Consider the following 16514-nt stretch of genomic DNA (forward strand, 5'->3'; position numbering starts at 1 on the left):
ATAAGGAGAGCGATCTATTCGTGAATGAAATGACTCATCGTACAAAAACACGTCCAGTTAAAGTCGGTAATTTAACAATCGGTGGTAATAATGAATTAATTATACAAAGTATGACAACAACAAAAACACATGATGTTGAAGCAACAGTTGCTGAAATTAAGCGTTTAGAAGAAGCCGGCTGTCAAGTCGTCCGCGTTGCCGTTCCAGATGAACGCGCAGCAGATGCTATTGCTGATATAAAAAAACAAATCAACATTCCACTTGTTGCTGATATTCATTTTGATTATCGCCTTGCTTTAAAAGCAATTGAAGGCGGCATTGATAAAGTACGTATCAATCCAGGTAACATTGGTCGTCGCCATAAAGTAGAAGCTGTTGTAAATGCAGCAAAAGAGCGCGGTATTCCAATCCGTATTGGTGTAAACGCTGGTTCATTAGAGCGTCACATTTTAGAAAAGTACGGGTACCCAACTGCAGATGGTATGGTTGAGAGTGCGCTACATCATATTAAAATTTTAGAGGACTTAGATTTCCACGATATTATCGTATCTATGAAAGCCTCTGATGTTAACTTAGCAATTGAAGCATACGAGAAAGCTGCTCGTGCTTTTGATTATCCATTACATTTAGGTATTACAGAGTCCGGAACATTGTTTGCCGGAACTGTAAAAAGTGCTGCTGGTCTTGGAGCAATCTTAAATAAAGGTATCGGAAATACACTACGTATTTCATTAAGTGCTGATCCAGTTGAAGAAGTAAAAGTTGCTCGTGAACTATTAAAATCATTCGGTCTTGCGTCTAACGCAGCAACACTTATCTCTTGTCCAACTTGTGGTCGTATTGAAATCGATTTAATTAGCATCGCTAACGAAGTGGAAGAATACATCTCTACACTTCAAGTACCAATTAAAGTTGCAGTACTTGGTTGCGCTGTAAATGGCCCTGGTGAAGCTCGTGAAGCTGATATCGGTATTGCCGGTGCACGTGGAGAGGGATTATTATTCCGTAAAGGGCAAGTCGTTCGTAAAGTACCAGAAGAAACAATGGTAGAAGAACTGAAAAAAGAGATCGACGTAATTGCTGCTGAAATGGCTGCTGAGCAAGAAAAAGAAAAAGAGACACAAGAACAATAAAAAGAAGGTTGCCACAATATTTGTGAGCAACCTTCTTTTCTACGTAAAAAAGCTCGTCAGTTTAACCGACGAGCTTTTACTTTGCACATTTTGGACAACGACCATATATTTCAAACTTATGACCCGTTACTTCATAACCGGTAAAATCTTTATTCATAAAATCCATTGGGCAGGAAGTAATCTCTTTCGTTCCCCCACAATCCAAACAAATAAAATGATGATGATGTTCCATAATAGAACAAGTAAAACGAAAATGTTTTTCACCATTTAATTCCGTTTGTTCTAAAACACCAATCTCAGCAAAAACTGTTAAGTTACGATAAATCGTATCAAAACTAAGTCCTGGATAATCGTCCTTCATATGCTCTAAAACGTCTTTCGCAGTTAAATAACGATTATGTGCTGCAAATAATCTGAGCATCTCTTCTCTTTTTCCAGTATGTTTGTATCCTTTTTCTTTCATTAGGCGTAAAGCTTCTGTTAGATTCATACCTATCCCTACTTTATGCAGTTTTTTTCTTCTTCCATAAAATCGCACCGATTAAAATAAGAACTGCTATCATAACAATTGTACCACCTGGCGCTAGATCAAGTTGATACGAAGCAAACATTCCACCAATTACTGCAATTTCACCGAATAAAATGGAAAAGAAAATTGTTTGTTTAAATCCTTTAGCAATACGAATACTTGCTGCAACTGGTAACGTCATTAATGATGATACAAGAAGAACCCCCACTACACGCATTGATACTGCAATGACAAGAGCAACTAATATAATGAAAATAAAGTGAATCCATTTCGCTCTTAAACCAGTTGATACTGCGTATTCCTCATCGAATGATAATAGAAACAGCTCTTTATATAATAAAATAATTGTCGCAACAACAACAATTGCTACAATCCCAATAATAATTAAATCTGTACTTGTTACAGCACTGACACTACCAAATAAATAACTAAATAAGTCTGTGTTAAATCCATTTGCAAGTGAAATGAAAATAACTCCAACCCCCATCCCTGCCGAAAGGATAATTGGAATTGCTAATTCTTGATAGTGCTTATATACAGTTCGTAACTTTTCGATTAGTAGCGCTCCACCAATCGAGAAAATCATCCCCATATATAAGGGGTTTAAAAACCCACCTGTAAAAATGGTTTTTTCAAGTAATAAACTTGCTGCAATACCCGATAACGTCACGTGACTTAATGCATCCGCAATAAGAGATAAACGACGAATAACAACAAACACACCAATTAGCGGTGCAACAAGTCCAATTAAAATACCTGCGTATAAAGAATTACGTAAAAAGTCATATTGTAAAAAATCTTGTATCATTATATCCTCCCGTGATGCTCATGTTCGTGTTCTAAACGATGAACATGATGTCCATATAAGACGGACATTTCTGCATCTTCTAACTCTCGGAACTTCTCTACATTTCCATGGAAATGTAGATGTTGGTTTAGGCATGCAACATGTGTTACTTTTTCAGTAACAGCTCCCATATCATGAGTAACAAGAATTAATGTGATCCCGAGCCTTTTGTTTAAATCCTCTAATATTTCGTAAAAACTTTCCACATTTTTTACATCGATTCCAACAGTAGGCTCGTCCAAAATAAGCAATTCAGGATCACTAACGAGCGCACGAGCAATAAATACACGCTGTTGCTGTCCACCAGAAAGCTCTCCAATGTTACGACCTTGAAACTCACTCATCCCTACATCAGCAATTGCTTTTTCTACCTTTTTCTTATCCTCTTTTGTGAAAAAGCGAAAAAGCCCTTTTTTCGAAACAAGTCCCATTGACACAACTTCAGAAACAGTTGCTGGAAAACCAGAATTGAAACTATTTGCCTTTTGGGATACATAACCAACTTTGTTCCATTCCTTAAACTTCTTACTATCAACGCCAAACACGCGAATGCTTCCTTCTTTTGGCTTTAAAACACCTAATAAACACTTAAGTAGAGTTGATTTACCTGAACCATTCGGTCCCACTAAACCTAAAAAAGCTCCCTTCGGAACTTGCAAATTAATATTTTCTAACACATTCCGATCTTCGTATCGGAATGTTAAACCTTCAATTTCTAATATATTATTCATAGCATCTCACCTATTTTAATTCAGAATGATTCCGATTTATATCTATTTGAATTATAGTACAGCTTATTATAGTTGTAAACCAATCTGCCTAAAATATATCTATTTTTTCAAGAAACCTTACTATTATAACAAAAAGCAGAGAAAAATTCTCTGCTTTCGAAAAATATTCCTATAAACTTTTTAGTGAATAGCCGATTTAAACTTACCACCATTTGTCTCTTGCGTGCTCATAATCGTAACAAACGCATTTTCATCAATTTCATGCACAATTGATTTTAACTTCGTCACTTCTAGACGCGTTACAACTGCATAAATAACTTCTTTTTCTTTATCCGTGTAACCACCTTTCGCTACAAGCTTTGTAGTTCCACGGCCAAGACGATGCAAAATCGCGTTTGATACTTCCTCATATTGATCAGATACAATTAAAACCGCCTTCGTTTCATCTAGCCCTTGAATTACTGTATCGATCGTTTTAAATGCGATATAGTACGTCATAACAGAATACATCGCTTGTTCCACACCAAACACAAATGCTGCCCATGCAAAAATAAATAAGTTCACAAACATTACGAATTCACCAACAGAGAATGGTAATTTCTTCGTTAATAAAATCCCCATAATTTCAGTTCCATCTAGCGATCCACCATGACGAATTACAAGTCCTACACCAAGACCTAAAATAAGACCACCAAACACTGTCGCTAAAATAGGTTCTGTTGTAAATGGTGGTACCGCATGTAACGTTGACTCAATGAAAGCTAACGCTACAATACCAAATGTCGAAGATAACATAAATGTTTTTCCAATTTGCTTATAACCGGAATACATAAATGGGATATTGAGAACAACGACTAAAGTAGAAAAACTTAACCACCAAATGTTAGGAGTAAGATAATCTAATATAAGAGAAATACCAATAATTCCACCATCAATAATTTTATTTGGCATTAAAAATAGTTCAATTGCTACCGCCGCGCATGCTGCTCCAAAAATAATCATAACTAAACGATAAATGAGATGAATAACACTTTCTTTTCGATGTTGCTTTTGCTCCATAAGTCCTCCCTTTACTCTTTTTCTGTAGTTTTGTCCTTATATTATAACATACGCTTCTTTTCCTCATGAAAAAAGAAACTCCATACGAATATGTACAAGCTATATGCTCATATATTTCGATAGAAGAACGCGTGAAGGAGGATAATAAGATGAACCTCATTAAACAAATTGTTAATAAAAAATTAAATCATATTTCTACAAAAGAGTTATTAAAATATAGCAAAGAATATGAAGTTCCCATTACAGCCGCACAAGCTGATCAAATCGTTTTACTTATGAAGGGTAAAAATATTAATATTTACGATAACAACGAGCGACTAGAGCTCTTAAAACAAATCGCAAAAGTAACTTCCCCTGCCACTGCCCAACAAGTAAATACATTATTTCAGCAACTACTAAAATAAGGAGGGGATTTCCCCCTCCTTATTGCGCTTTAATTTTTTCAAGAAGCCCTTCATCAAAAGTGCCGTTTTTCAGCATTTCAATTTCCAATTTGTATGGTGGCTTCTTATCTTTTTTATCTTCCCCTACATACGGTGTTTCAAGAATTTTTGGTACATGCATTAACTGTGGATGATGTACAATGTGATGCAATGCTTTATACCCAATGTGACCAAATCCAATGTTTTCATGACGGTCTTTTCCTGCTCCGCGTACATTTTTACTATCATTAATATGAAGTACTTGTAAACGATCTATACCAACGATCTTATCAAATTCGTTTAATACGCCGTCAAAGTCATTTACAATATCATATCCTGCATCATGCGTATGGCATGTATCGAAGCATACAGATAGCTTTTCATTATATTTTACACCATCAATAATTTTTGCAATTTCTTCAAAACTACGACCGCATTCTGTTCCTTTTCCTGCCATCGTCTCTAACGCAATGTTAACCGTCTGTTCTGGCGTTAATACTTCATTAAGCCCTTTAATAATTTGTTGAATACCAGCATCTGCTCCAGCACCAACGTGCGCTCCTGGGTGAAGAACAATTTGTTTCGCTACACCTAATGCCGATGTTCTTTCAATTTCCATGCGAAGAAAGTCTACTCCTAATTGGAATGTTTCTGGCTTCGTCGTATTCCCAACATTAATAATATACGGCGCATGGACGATAATTTCCTCAATTCCGTTCAGCTCCATATGTTTTCTTCCTGCTTCTATGTTCAATTCTTCAATTGGTTTTCTTCGTGTATTTTGCGGTGCACCTGTATAAATCATAAACGTTGTTGCACCGTATGAAACAGCCTCTTCACTTGCTGCTAATAACATTTTCTTACCACTCATGGAAACATGAGATCCAATCTTTAACATACAATCACCTCTTCAATATACAATAGATATAATGATAGCATAATTTGTAGAAATATGTAGTGAATTGTTTGTTCACAAAAGATGCACTACACAAATTTATATGACTATTTATACAGACTATACTTTTCATTTAAATTAGCTGGATTAAGTGAAACTTTAATCAATACTTTTCTATCCATATTGATTACACCTCCCACAAATAGCGGGATAAAAAAAAGATAAGGGAAACCCCTTATCTTTTTTTATTGCCATATTTTTTCTTCACTTTGTCACGTTCTGTTGCAAGTTTACGTTTATAGTTTGGTTTTACTTTTTTTGGTTTTTTAATAACTTTCGTTGCCATAACATCAAGTTCGTCATTTGGTTTTTTACGGCTCTTACGACGACGACGCTCACCTAAATCGGCCCACTCATCTCCGCGTAAATCTACATGCTTGAACTCAATATGACGTTGTTTTTCTAAACTATCTAATGCTTCTTCGTTTGCTGGATCATATATCGTCACTGCAATACCAGAATGCCCCGCACGTGCTGTTCTTCCAACGCGGTGAACGAAGAAATCTAAATCTGATGGTAGCTCATAGTTAATAACATGGCTAATCCCTTCAATATCAATACCACGTGCTGCTAAATCAGTCGCAACAATATATTGGAATTCAAGGTCACGAATTTGTTTCATCATTTTTTTACGATCACGTGGTGATAAATCCCCGTGAATTCGTCCAACTTTTAAGCCACGTTCCATTAATCCATCAGCAACTTGGTCTGCCATCTTTTTCGTATTCGTGAAAACAACTGCTAAATACGGTTTAAATTGAAGTAGCATTTTATGCACTAAATCAATTTTATTACGATGTTTAGAAGGCACTAAATAGTGTTCAATGTTTCCAGCTGCAACTTGTTTTGGATTGATATGAATATGCTCTGGATTCTCCATATACTTCTTCAGAAACGGTTTTAGTTTTTGAGGAATTGTTGCAGAGAAAACTAACATTTGCAAGTTTTTAGGCATGCGTGCTGCAATTTTATCTACATCATGAATGAATCCCATATCAAGCATTAAGTCTGCTTCATCGACAATAATCGTATTTGCTTTATGAACAAATAATGCTTGCTCTTCTACTAAATCTTTAATACGTCCTGATGTTCCAACTACGATATGAGGTTGTTTTTTCAACTTTTCAATTGAGCGTTGTTTATCAGTTCCACCAATTAAACAACGTGCTGTAATCATTTGGTCTTCCGCACAAAACTTTGTTAATTTCACGATTTCTTCGTAAATTTGTTGTGCTAACTCACGAGTAGGCGCTGTAATAACAAGTTGTACTTCTTCACGACTTGCATTAATTCTGTTTAATGTAGGAAGTAAGTATGCATGTGTTTTCCCAGAACCTGTTTGGGATTGTCCAATTACACTTACACCTTTTTTCACGACCGGGAAAATTTTCTGCTGAATTCCTGTCGGCTCTGTAAAGCGTAGTTCACGAACTGCATCTATTAAAAATGGTTTAAAATCATACTGTGTAAAAGTTTGTTGTGTCATAAGTTACACCTTCTTTCTAAAATTTCTACTGCGCGCACAAATCAGTCAAGTCTACATTATATCGAAATCTACAAGTAAAATCCATCTTTAGTTTAGGTTTTCACTTCAAAAACTAACCTTCTTCCCTTTTATTGCATATTGTATGTGTATATACCTAACTGAAGAAAGGAGGATTTCTCACATGTTTCCGAAATCCCCTACAAGGCAAATGTATCCGAATCCAGGGCAGCAACCTTATACACCATATCCAATTCCACAACTACCACCAATGGCACAAAAAAAGAAAGGTTTTCTTGCTAAGCTTTTTAAAAAACACGATCCAACCGAGCCTTTTATGCAAATGGTTCCACCTTACCGACAAATGGAAGGGCAACCGATGATGCATCAGCAACCACCACCGCCGCCACAATATCAACCATACATGCAGCAACATCCTGAGCAAATGATACCGCCTCAAATGTATGAATCAAATGAAACGCGCGGCGGCGCAACTACAGCTGCCACAACAGCAAGCAGTGGCATCGGCAGTTTCTTTTCGAACTTAATTTCGAATCCTACTAATATGATAAACAACATCGAAAAAGTATCCCAAGTCGTTCAATCTGTAGGTCCTGTCGTCGAACAGTATGGTCCTATTATGCGTAGTCTACCAAGCATTGTTAAAATCCTCACCTCTGGAAAAAGTACGGAAGAAAATCAAACGGAAAATGTAACAGAGCCAGTTGAGGTAGAAAGTCCGCCTCCTACACCTCAAAAAAAGAAACGAAAACGAAAGAAAATAGTAATTGAACCTGTAATAGAAAAAGAGTTACCGAAAGAACCAGTTCAACAAACAGCAACAAAACCAAAACTATATGTGTAACAATCCTTTGTTTTCTATCCACTCCTCCTTTATAATGTAAAAGACTATGCACAAAAGTATCCCTTGTTTAGAAGGAGAGGATTACTCATATGAAAATTGTTAAAATTTCCCCTCGTGGTTATTGCTACGGTGTTGTCGATGCAATGGTAATTGCACGTAACGCTGCATTAGATAAATCATTACCGAGACCCATTTATATTTTAGGTATGATTGTTCACAATAAACATGTTACAGACGCTTTTGAAGAAGATGGAATCATCACATTAGACGGTCCAAGTCGCTTAGAAATTTTAGATAAAATTGATTCTGGTACTGTTATTTTCACAGCACACGGTGTTTCTCCAGAAGTTAAACAACGCGCAAAAGAAAAAGGTTTAACAACAATCGATGCCACTTGCCCAGATGTTACCAAGACGCATGACCTTATCGAAGCTAAGAAAGCGGAAGGGTATCATGTCATTTATATCGGTAAAAAAAATCATCCAGAGCCCGAAGGCGCAGTTGGTATTGCACCTGACATCGTTCACCTTATCGAAAGAGCCGATGATTTAAAAACATTAGAAATCCCAACAGATAAAATTTTAGTAACAAATCAAACAACGATGAGTCAATGGGATGTTCAACATTTAATGGAGGACATTCAAAAAAAATTCCCAACAGCAGAGTTCCATAAAGAAATTTGTTTAGCTACTCAAGTTCGCCAAGAAGCTGTCGCTAAACAAGCTGATGTTGCAGACTTAACAATTGTTGTTGGTGATCCGAAAAGTAACAATTCAAATCGCTTAGCACAAGTATCACAAGAAATCGCCGGTACAAAAGCATATCGAGTTGCTGATGTAAGCGAAATTCAATTAGAGTGGCTACAAGGTGTAGAAAACGTAGCTGTTACAGCAGGTGCTTCTACTCCAACGCCGATTACAAAAGAAGTTATCGCGTTCTTAGAGCAATATGACCCAATGAATCCAACAACGTGGGAGAGAGTTAGAAAAGTACCACTTCAAAAGATATTACCTCGCGTAAAGGTGAAGAAAGAACAATAATAAAAACCGTTGCCCTAATGGAGCAACGGTTTTTATTTTTCTTATACAAATGTGAATGGATCTGTATGTGACTGCGAAGCATGAATTTGAACATTTAATTTCTTTGCATCCACTTTTTCTTGCAGTTGCTTTTGTACACCTTGTTTCATTACTTTTTCAACATTATGTCCTGGGTCAACTATATTTAAACCGAGCATCATCGCATCATGAGCAACATGATAGTACATGTCACCAGTTACATATACATCTGCTCCTTTAAATTTCGCTTGGTTTATATATTTATTACCATCTCCACCAAGTACAGCTACTTTACGCACTTTATCATCTAACTTACCAACAACTCTTGCGCCATTCACGTCTAATGATTGTTTCACATGTTCTGCAAATTGACCAAGCGTCATTTCTTCTTGTAAGTATCCTATTTTTCCTAGGCCTAACGTTTCACCTTTATTATCAAGCGGATACACATCGTATGCTACTTCTTCATACGGATGCGCCGTTACCATTGCTTTAATCACTTTCCGCTGTAATGAAGCTGGAATAATCGTTTCGATTCGCACTTCTTCTACACGTTCTAACTGTCCAGTTTCCCCGATATAAGGATTTGTCCCCTCTTGAGGTACAAATGTGCCTGTACCCTCGCTACTAAACGTACAGTGGCTATAATTGCCGATATGACCAGCACCTGCGTCTCCTAATGCTTTCCTTACTTCTTCTGCATGAGTGACTGGCACAAACACAACAACTTTTTTCATTTCTTCTGCATATGTCGGTGCTAGAACTTCTGTATTTTGCAACCCTAACGCCTCAGCAAGTAAATCATTTACCCCGCCCTTAGCAACATCCACATTTGTATGCGCTGCATAGATTGCAATATCATTTTTAATACACTTTTCAATAATTTTCCCATACGCCTTATCTGTATGAATCGCTTTTAACGGGTTAAAAATTAAAGGATGATGAGCAATAATGACATTTGCCCCTAATTGAATTGCTTCATCCACAACTTCTTCCGTTACATCTAACGCAATCAATACGTGCTGCACGGGTTTATTAAGCGCTCCAATCTGCAGGCCAATCTTATCTCCTTCCATCGCCAAATGCTTCGGATACATACTTTCAAATAAAGAAATAATTTCATGACCGTTTGGAATTTTACTCATGATAAAACCTCCCCTATCATTTTCATTTTCGCTTCTACTTCCCCACGCTTCGCTTTTGTTTCTTCAGAATCAGCCGCACGTTCCAACTGTTTTAAAATATTTTGGAAGTTTTTTAATTCTCCTTCCCATTTTTCAACGAAAGCCTCACTTTTTTCTTTTATTAAAAATGGTCCCATAAACAATTCAGCTTGTTTATTTTCAGAGTAAGGCGCTACAACATTTCCTCGCTCCCCTACTAAAATTTCGTAAATTTTCCCATCTTCTTTTACGATTTTTTCATGGATAAGCTCCCAACCATTCTCAATAAACCATTCACGAATATGATGCGCTGCAATATTCGGCTGTAAAATTAAACGTGTTACACCTTCTAATTTTTCTTTACCACTTTCTAAAATGTCACGAATTAACGCTCCGCCCATTCCAGCAACCGTAATTACATCTACTTCTCCTGGTGCGATAACAGCTAATCCATTCCCTTTACGCACATCTACTTTATCTTGTAAACCACTTTCAGCTACAGTTGCTTGTGCAGAGCGAAATGGTCCATCTACAACCTCTCCTGCAACTGCTTTTGTAGCAATATTATTTATAATTGTATAACACGGTAAATACGCATGATCCGATCCAATATCAGCAACTGTAGACCCTACTGGTATTTCACGTACAACTTCTTCTAATCGTTTTGAAAGCTTTACTTCATTCATGTATTTCCATTACTCCTTCTCTTGTCAGTCTGTTTCCATGATAATGAATTTATAGTAGTTGTTGCAAGCCCATAACAACAATTCACCGCTCTATCATTCATCGTATTTTAGAAAATATAGAAAAACAAGCCCTTTGCATAAGCAAAAGGCTTGTCATACGGAACTTTATTTTTTCTTCGATAACCAATCAGCTACTTTAGCGGCTTGATCAGCTGGAACTATATTGGCAGGCATATTGCCTTTTCCTTTCGAAAGAATTTCTTTAATTTCATCCTTTGAAAGTTTCCCACCAATTTTTTGTAAGTTAGGTCCAACTGCCCCTTGTAACTGATCACCATGGCAGCTCGTACAGCTTTGCTTCACAATATCCTCTGGCTTTGATGCTGTTTGTGCTGGCTTCCCGCCATTTTTTGCATCAGCTAACTCTTTAGATTTATTTAGCCCCTGAAATGAAAATACAAACATAACGATAATACCCAATGCTGCAATAAGAGCGAACGGAATCAGCGGATTACGTTTCATATCTCTTCTCCCCCCTCTATACCCCTAAATAGTTAGATGATTCAGTCATTTCCATTGTACTTGAAAACGCTCTATCAGAAAAGAGTAAACTACCACTTGTTAAAAATATTCCATAAATTCAGTTTATTGTTTTTTATTGTCATATCGCTTATTATTTCGATAATTATTAACGTTTCTCATCATATTTTTCGCTTTTCTACATATATTTTTGTATATAATAAACAAAATTAATCGAAAAATCGAAAAATGAGCATTTGCAAATCAAAAGACAATTCTGTAAAATAAATTACAAGAAATTGTAATCGTTGCCGATAGCTAAATTTTAACAAAAATTAACAAAATAAAAAAGTTTACTTCACAAAGGTGAAGTAAACTTAAAAAATAACCTATTCTAAGAAATCCTTAAGACGCTTACTACGGCTTGGATGTCTTAATTTGCGAAGTGCTTTTGCTTCAATTTGACGAATACGCTCTCTCGTTACGCCGAATACTTTCCCAACTTCTTCAAGCGTACGAGTTCGTCCATCATCTAAACCGAAACGAAGACGTAGAACATTTTCTTCACGATCTGTTAGCGTATCTAACACATCTTCTAATTGTTCTTTTAGCAATTCATAGGCCGCATGGTCCGCAGGCGATGTTGCTTCTTGGTCTTCAATAAAGTCACCTAAATGGGAGTCATCTTCTTCACCAATTGGTGTTTCAAGAGAAACTGGCTCCTGTGCAATTTTTAAGATTTCACGTACTTTTTCTGGAGCAAGATCCATTTCTTCACCAATCTCTTCAGGAGATGGTTCACGACCTAAATCTTGTAATAATTGACGTTGTACACGAATTAACTTATTAATCGTTTCAACCATATGAACTGGAATACGAATTGTTCGTGCTTGGTCTGCAATGGCACGTGTAATAGCTTGGCGAATCCACCAAGTTGCATACGTACTAAATTTGAAACCTTTACGATAATCGAACTTTTCAACAGCTTTAATTAGACCCATATTACCTTCTTGAATTAAGTCTAGGAAAAGCATGCCACGGCCTACATAGCGCTTTGCAATACTTACTACAAGACGTAAGTTTGCTTCTGCAAGACGACGTTTAGCTTCTTCATCGCCTTCTTCAATACGCGTTGCAAGTCGAATTTCTTCTTCTGCAGATAGTAAGTCTACACGACCAATTTCTTTTAAATACATACGAACAGGATCGTTGATTTTAACCCCAGGTGGTACACTTAAATCATTGAGGTCAAACTCTTCTTCTGTTTTTGTAATTTGGCGATTATTAGGGCCTTCTTCGTTGTCATTATCACCAACTAAGTCAATGCCTTGTTCACCTAAATATTCATAGTATTCATCCATTTGATCGGATTCAATTTCAAATCCATTCATGCGTTCTGCAATCTCTTCATATGTAAGAACGCCACGTTTTTTTCCGAGCTCAGTGAGTTGTTCTTTCACTTGCTCAAGGGTCATTTCAGTTTCAATTTGTTTAGAACGAGCTGGTTTGTCAGCCATCTGTTCCCCTCCTTACGCGAGATACAAACATTCATTATACTAAAACTTTATCAAAAAAGCTATTTTCTCGCTTTTTGATTTTGTAAATATGCTACATAATATTTAGCAGCCTCTACAGGATCTGTTTTTTCCATTTGTTTCACTTTAAAGATGATCTCCATCTTTTCAAGTTTTTCCTGATGCCGTCTAAGCGTCTCCAAATGGCCTTGCAACACTTCTTCTGTGTATTCTGGATTAATAAATTCATCCGTCGAAATATCAGTGATAATATTTTTCAACTTTTCATCAGAGAGCCAACTTAAAAATGTTCCGACTGAAGGTTCATTTCCCTTTTCATAATATGCGTATAGTTCATATAAAATCCCTTTATGTTCTTCTGTATGAAAATCTTCTATATGGGATTCCATACGAACAGCTACTTCTGCACTTTGCAACATATGGTAAATAATTTCTCTTTCCGCTCTTTCAAAACCTGTTAACTTCGGTTTTGTTTGAACGACTTGAGACGGTTTAGCAACCTGCTTTATTTGTTTTTGCTGTACCTTTTGTTCTTTGCGATATTGGTGCAATTGATTCAAAAGTGTTTCCATTGAATACGAAAATTCTTGCGATAATGACTTCAAATATGACTCTGCCTGCATCGCATCTTGTAACAACGATAACTCTTTTAAAACACTTTTCACATATTCTTCTTTGCCAGACTCATCTTGCAAATTTTTCCCTAAACGCAAATAATTTATTTTAAAACCAACAAAACTCACACTTGATTTCACAAGATTTTCAAAAGCAGTAGTCCCATATTGTTGCACATATTCATCAGGATCAAGCTTATCTGGCAAGGATGTGACTTTCACTTGGCAACCAAATTTTAGCAATAATTGCCCTGCTTTCATCGTCGCTTCTCGCCCTGCTTTATCACCATCATAGCAAAGAACAACAGTTTCAACGTTACGTCGCAGAAGTTTTGCTTGTTCTTCAGTTAAAGCTGTTCCCATTGTCGCAACAGCTTCTTCCACACCACTTTTTACCGCAGCTAGTACATCGGCATATCCTTCAAAAAGAACCACTTGCCCACGTTTTCTAATAAACGGTCTTGCTTGGTGGAAGTTATACAACAATTTACTTTTGTGAAAAATCGGTGTTTCAGGGCTATTTAAATATTTCGGCGTGTCATCTCCTAACGCCCTTCCACTAAACGCTATCACCTTACCTTGTAACGTATAAATCGGGAACATAACTCTTCCACGGAAGCGATCATAATGACTACCATCCTTCTCACTTCTTATTAGAAGGCCAGCTTGTTCCATACTAGACAGCGATAAACCTCTTTTTTGTAAAATTTTCGTCGCTGCATCCCAGGCAGGTGATGCATAACCAATTTCAAACTTCTCAATCATCTCTTTCGTAATACCACGGTTTAATAAATATGAAAGTGCTTCATTTCCCTCTTCCGTATTTACTAATAAATGATGATAATACTTTTTCAATAATTCATGAGCTTGTTGCATGATGACAGTGTCATCAGATATGTCTTCTTGTTGTCCTTGCCCTGATGTATACTCTGCAACCGCAATTCCATTTCTTTCGCCTAGCTTTTGAACAGCCTCGGTAAAAGCCAGTCCTTCCATTTTCATTAGAAAGGAAAATACATTTCCACCTTCTCCACATCCGAAGCAATGAAAAATTTGCTTATCAGATGAAACAGAGAATGAAGGAGAATTCTCACCATGAAATGGACAAAGGCCGAAATAGTTACGCCCCTGTTTTCTAAGTTGAACGTATTCACCAATGACTTCTACAATATCGGATGATGTCCGAATCTGTTCAACAACTTCTTCGGGAATTCTGTTCCCCATAACTCCATCTCCGTGTCGTATTTTGTATTCGATATAAATTAAAAAATTCCTTTATAATTCGACAATATTTTTCTAAACTTGTTAGAAAGTGTTGCCGATTACATTGTATAAACCATTTTAAACCTTTCCCATAGGTCCTTTATCTGCATAAATCGCATATACATACTTGCTATATAAAATTGTATACATTTGCTCATCTGTTACAAATGTATCTCTTAGAAACAATACATATACACCTTTTTATAAGAAGAGTAGCAAGCCACATATACTGTTTGATCTTGAGATTTGTAACTTTTTCATGTTGATCCATATAACGATCAACTCCATTTTGTTCAGTATCTACAAAGATCCAATGGCCTTGCTATTTCCTTAAAGGATGAGCATATGATGCGACAAACAAAATTCCGACATGAAATTCCGCCCCAACTTGCACAATTTCAGCCTTCACGGGATATACATCTACACCAACTAATATGTTGTCGATGCTTTGCATATTTCTGTATTCTACATCCCTTCTGTGAATCCTTCCATAATGTGCGTTTTCTTGTATAGATTTTGTCGATTTAACGTAATTACATGTCTTTTTCGTAAATCCTATCCCTAGTTTATTCTGAAAAATTAAAGTCTAAACGTAAAATATAGGTTTTTATCACAATTTTTTATTATAATATATTTTCTTCAACTACGCTACATATCCCTTTATTTTTTCATCTTACATTTCAGGATGACAAACTCACACCTTGAATATACTAAAAGACAAAGGAGTATAAGTATAACCATTACACTACAATCTATTACAAAATCCATAGGTATCATATTTCACACGAGCGAAAAAAGCACATTCACCTTTGGTAAATGTGCTAAAACATTTTTTGGTTTTGCACTGCATTCACAATAATATTTGCTGTTTCTTCAATTGCTTTATTCGATACATCGATTACTTGACAATTTATTTTACTAATTACTTCCTCAAAGTGATCAATTTCTTCTTGAATACGATTAATATTTGCATATGTTGCTCCATCACTTAATCCAAGTGATTTTAATCGTTCTTTTCGAATATGATTTAACTTATCTGGCGTAATTTTCAAACCGAAACATTTTTCTTTTGCCACTTGATATAGTTCTTCAGGTGGGTCAACTTCTGGCACGAGTGGTACATTCGCAACTTTCAAGCGTTTGTTATGAGCTAAATATTGGGAAAGTGGTGTTTTTGATGTACGCGAAACACCAATCAACACGATATCCGCTTTTAAAATACCTCGTGCATCTCTGCCGTCATCATACTTCACAGCAAACTCAATCGCTTCAATCTTTTTAAAGTATTCTTCATCTAACCTACGGACAACGCCTGGCTCACATCTCGGCACTTGCCCCGTAATTTCTTCAATTTGATCAATAAGAGGGCCGATAATATCGTATGCCTCTACCCCTTCTTTTGCAGCCTCTGTTACTAAATATTTGCGCATATCAGGCTTAACTAACGTAAAACATATAAGTGCTTGATTACTCTTAGCAATCGAAATCACTTCTTTTAATGTCCCTGTATCTTCTACATACGGTACACGTCTAATATCAGGAGCAAACGGGAATTGCCCCATTGCTGCTCGAACAACCAAATCAGCCGTTTCCCCTACAGAGTCAGATACGACATATACGATTTTATTATCCATTACATTACCTCACTTTAA

Annotated in this window: 16 protein-coding genes; 4 read left to right on the top strand and 12 right to left on the bottom strand. The window is 36.5% G+C overall.

Annotation, left to right across the window (positions count from 1 at the left end):
- The first annotated feature begins 29 nt into the window (after positions 1–29).
- Positions 30–1133, top strand: a complete 1104-nt coding sequence (gene ispG / locus MR169_RS01560; protein ID WP_242318847.1) for a flavodoxin-dependent (E)-4-hydroxy-3-methylbut-2-enyl-diphosphate synthase — start codon at positions 30–32, stop codon at positions 1131–1133.
- A 76-nt stretch (positions 1134–1209) separates the two neighbouring features.
- Here the strand turns inward: ispG and MR169_RS01565 are convergent, their stop codons facing one another.
- The 4 genes from MR169_RS01565 to MR169_RS01580 form a co-directional block, all read right to left on the bottom strand.
- Complete coding sequence (locus tag MR169_RS01565) at positions 1210–1623, bottom strand: Fur family transcriptional regulator (protein WP_001054516.1); 414 nt, start codon at positions 1621–1623, stop codon at positions 1210–1212.
- A 13-nt stretch (positions 1624–1636) separates the two neighbouring features.
- Positions 1637–2470, bottom strand: coding sequence for a metal ABC transporter permease (locus tag MR169_RS01570; RefSeq protein ID WP_000613815.1), 834 nt, complete (start codon positions 2468–2470; stop codon positions 1637–1639).
- Positions 2470–3240: a metal ABC transporter ATP-binding protein gene (locus tag MR169_RS01575; RefSeq protein WP_001059662.1), complete on the bottom strand. Its 771-nt coding sequence runs from the start codon at positions 3238–3240 to the stop codon at positions 2470–2472. Before MR169_RS01575 ends, MR169_RS01570 begins: the two co-directional genes overlap by 1 nt.
- A gap of 180 nt (positions 3241–3420) precedes the next feature.
- Positions 3421–4299, bottom strand: a complete 879-nt coding sequence (locus MR169_RS01580; RefSeq protein WP_000435963.1) for a YitT family protein — start codon at positions 4297–4299, stop codon at positions 3421–3423.
- Between the two features lie 149 nt (positions 4300–4448).
- On the opposite strand from MR169_RS01580, the gene MR169_RS01585 reads away from it, so the two are divergent.
- The gene (locus MR169_RS01585; protein WP_001048954.1) at positions 4449–4703 is read left to right on the top strand and encodes a DUF2624 domain-containing protein; all 255 of its coding nucleotides are present in this window, start codon (positions 4449–4451) and stop codon (positions 4701–4703) included.
- Between the two features lie 19 nt (positions 4704–4722).
- Here the strand turns inward: MR169_RS01585 and MR169_RS01590 are convergent, their stop codons facing one another.
- The gene (locus tag MR169_RS01590) at positions 4723–5619 is read right to left on the bottom strand and encodes a deoxyribonuclease IV (protein ID WP_000912460.1); all 897 of its coding nucleotides are present in this window, start codon (positions 5617–5619) and stop codon (positions 4723–4725) included.
- A 232-nt stretch (positions 5620–5851) separates the two neighbouring features.
- A complete protein-coding gene (locus MR169_RS01595; protein WP_242318793.1) occupies positions 5852–7162 on the bottom strand; it encodes a DEAD/DEAH box helicase in 1311 nt (436 codons plus the stop codon).
- 181 nt (positions 7163–7343) lie between these two features.
- Here MR169_RS01595 and MR169_RS01600 point away from each other — a divergent pair, with 181 nt between their 5' ends.
- Entirely contained in the window at positions 7344–8024 is a 681-nt protein-coding gene (locus MR169_RS01600) for a YqfQ family protein (RefSeq protein WP_242318794.1), read from the top strand.
- Between the two features lie 89 nt (positions 8025–8113).
- Positions 8114–9064: a 4-hydroxy-3-methylbut-2-enyl diphosphate reductase gene (locus tag MR169_RS01605; protein ID WP_000706660.1), complete on the top strand. Its 951-nt coding sequence runs from the start codon at positions 8114–8116 to the stop codon at positions 9062–9064.
- A 41-nt stretch (positions 9065–9105) separates the two neighbouring features.
- Here MR169_RS01605 and MR169_RS01610 read toward each other — a convergent pair whose 3' ends face one another.
- The 6 genes from MR169_RS01610 to MR169_RS01635 form a co-directional block, all read right to left on the bottom strand.
- The gene (locus MR169_RS01610) at positions 9106–10227 is read right to left on the bottom strand and encodes a Nif3-like dinuclear metal center hexameric protein (RefSeq protein WP_242318795.1); all 1122 of its coding nucleotides are present in this window, start codon (positions 10225–10227) and stop codon (positions 9106–9108) included.
- Entirely contained in the window at positions 10224–10931 is a 708-nt protein-coding gene (locus tag MR169_RS01615; protein WP_001006544.1) for a tRNA (adenine(22)-N(1))-methyltransferase, read from the bottom strand. Before MR169_RS01615 ends, MR169_RS01610 begins: the two co-directional genes overlap by 4 nt.
- Positions 10932–11096: 165 nt before the next feature.
- Positions 11097–11453, bottom strand: a complete 357-nt coding sequence (cccA, locus tag MR169_RS01620; RefSeq protein WP_000828141.1) for a cytochrome c550 — start codon at positions 11451–11453, stop codon at positions 11097–11099.
- 386 nt (positions 11454–11839) lie between these two features.
- Positions 11840–12967, bottom strand: a complete 1128-nt coding sequence (gene rpoD, locus MR169_RS01625; protein WP_000764066.1) for an RNA polymerase sigma factor RpoD — start codon at positions 12965–12967, stop codon at positions 11840–11842.
- Positions 12968–13026: 59 nt separating this feature from the next.
- Positions 13027–14823 carry a DNA primase gene (dnaG, locus tag MR169_RS01630; RefSeq protein WP_086424082.1) on the bottom strand — a complete coding sequence of 599 codons (1797 nt, stop codon included), beginning with the start codon at positions 14821–14823 and terminating at the stop codon, positions 13027–13029.
- A gap of 860 nt (positions 14824–15683) precedes the next feature.
- Positions 15684–16496 carry a pyruvate, water dikinase regulatory protein gene (locus tag MR169_RS01635; protein ID WP_000368935.1) on the bottom strand — a complete coding sequence of 271 codons (813 nt, stop codon included), beginning with the start codon at positions 16494–16496 and terminating at the stop codon, positions 15684–15686.
- Between the last annotated feature and the right edge of the window lie 18 nt (positions 16497–16514).

Source organism: Bacillus cereus group sp. BfR-BA-01349 (genome assembly GCF_022663795.1).
In the GTDB taxonomy this organism is placed as follows: domain Bacteria; phylum Bacillota; class Bacilli; order Bacillales; family Bacillaceae_G; genus Bacillus_A; species Bacillus_A cereus.

Coding starts and splice junctions, on each gene's coding strand:
- MR169_RS01590 (WP_000912460.1), bottom strand. CDS start 5,619: ATGTTAAAGATTGGATCTCATGTTTCCATGAGTGGTAAGAAAATGTTA.
- ispG (WP_242318847.1), top strand. CDS start 30: ATGACTCATCGTACAAAAACACGTCCAGTTAAAGTCGGTAATTTAACA.
- MR169_RS01580 (WP_000435963.1), bottom strand. CDS start 4,299: ATGGAGCAAAAGCAACATCGAAAAGAAAGTGTTATTCATCTCATTTAT.
- MR169_RS01635 (WP_000368935.1), bottom strand. CDS start 16,496: ATGGATAATAAAATCGTATATGTCGTATCTGACTCTGTAGGGGAAACG.
- MR169_RS01565 (WP_001054516.1), bottom strand. CDS start 1,623: ATGAATCTAACAGAAGCTTTACGCCTAATGAAAGAAAAAGGATACAAA.
- dnaG (WP_086424082.1), bottom strand. CDS start 14,823: ATGGGGAACAGAATTCCCGAAGAAGTTGTTGAACAGATTCGGACATCA.
- cccA (WP_000828141.1), bottom strand. CDS start 11,453: ATGAAACGTAATCCGCTGATTCCGTTCGCTCTTATTGCAGCATTGGGT.
- MR169_RS01570 (WP_000613815.1), bottom strand. CDS start 2,470: ATGATACAAGATTTTTTACAATATGACTTTTTACGTAATTCTTTATAC.
- MR169_RS01575 (WP_001059662.1), bottom strand. CDS start 3,240: ATGAATAATATATTAGAAATTGAAGGTTTAACATTCCGATACGAAGAT.
- MR169_RS01610 (WP_242318795.1), bottom strand. CDS start 10,227: ATGAGTAAAATTCCAAACGGTCATGAAATTATTTCTTTATTTGAAAGT.
- MR169_RS01615 (WP_001006544.1), bottom strand. CDS start 10,931: ATGAATGAAGTAAAGCTTTCAAAACGATTAGAAGAAGTTGTACGTGAA.
- MR169_RS01605 (WP_000706660.1), top strand. CDS start 8,114: ATGAAAATTGTTAAAATTTCCCCTCGTGGTTATTGCTACGGTGTTGTC.
- MR169_RS01585 (WP_001048954.1), top strand. CDS start 4,449: ATGAACCTCATTAAACAAATTGTTAATAAAAAATTAAATCATATTTCT.
- MR169_RS01595 (WP_242318793.1), bottom strand. CDS start 7,162: ATGACACAACAAACTTTTACACAGTATGATTTTAAACCATTTTTAATA.
- MR169_RS01600 (WP_242318794.1), top strand. CDS start 7,344: ATGTTTCCGAAATCCCCTACAAGGCAAATGTATCCGAATCCAGGGCAG.
- rpoD (WP_000764066.1), bottom strand. CDS start 12,967: ATGGCTGACAAACCAGCTCGTTCTAAACAAATTGAAACTGAAATGACC.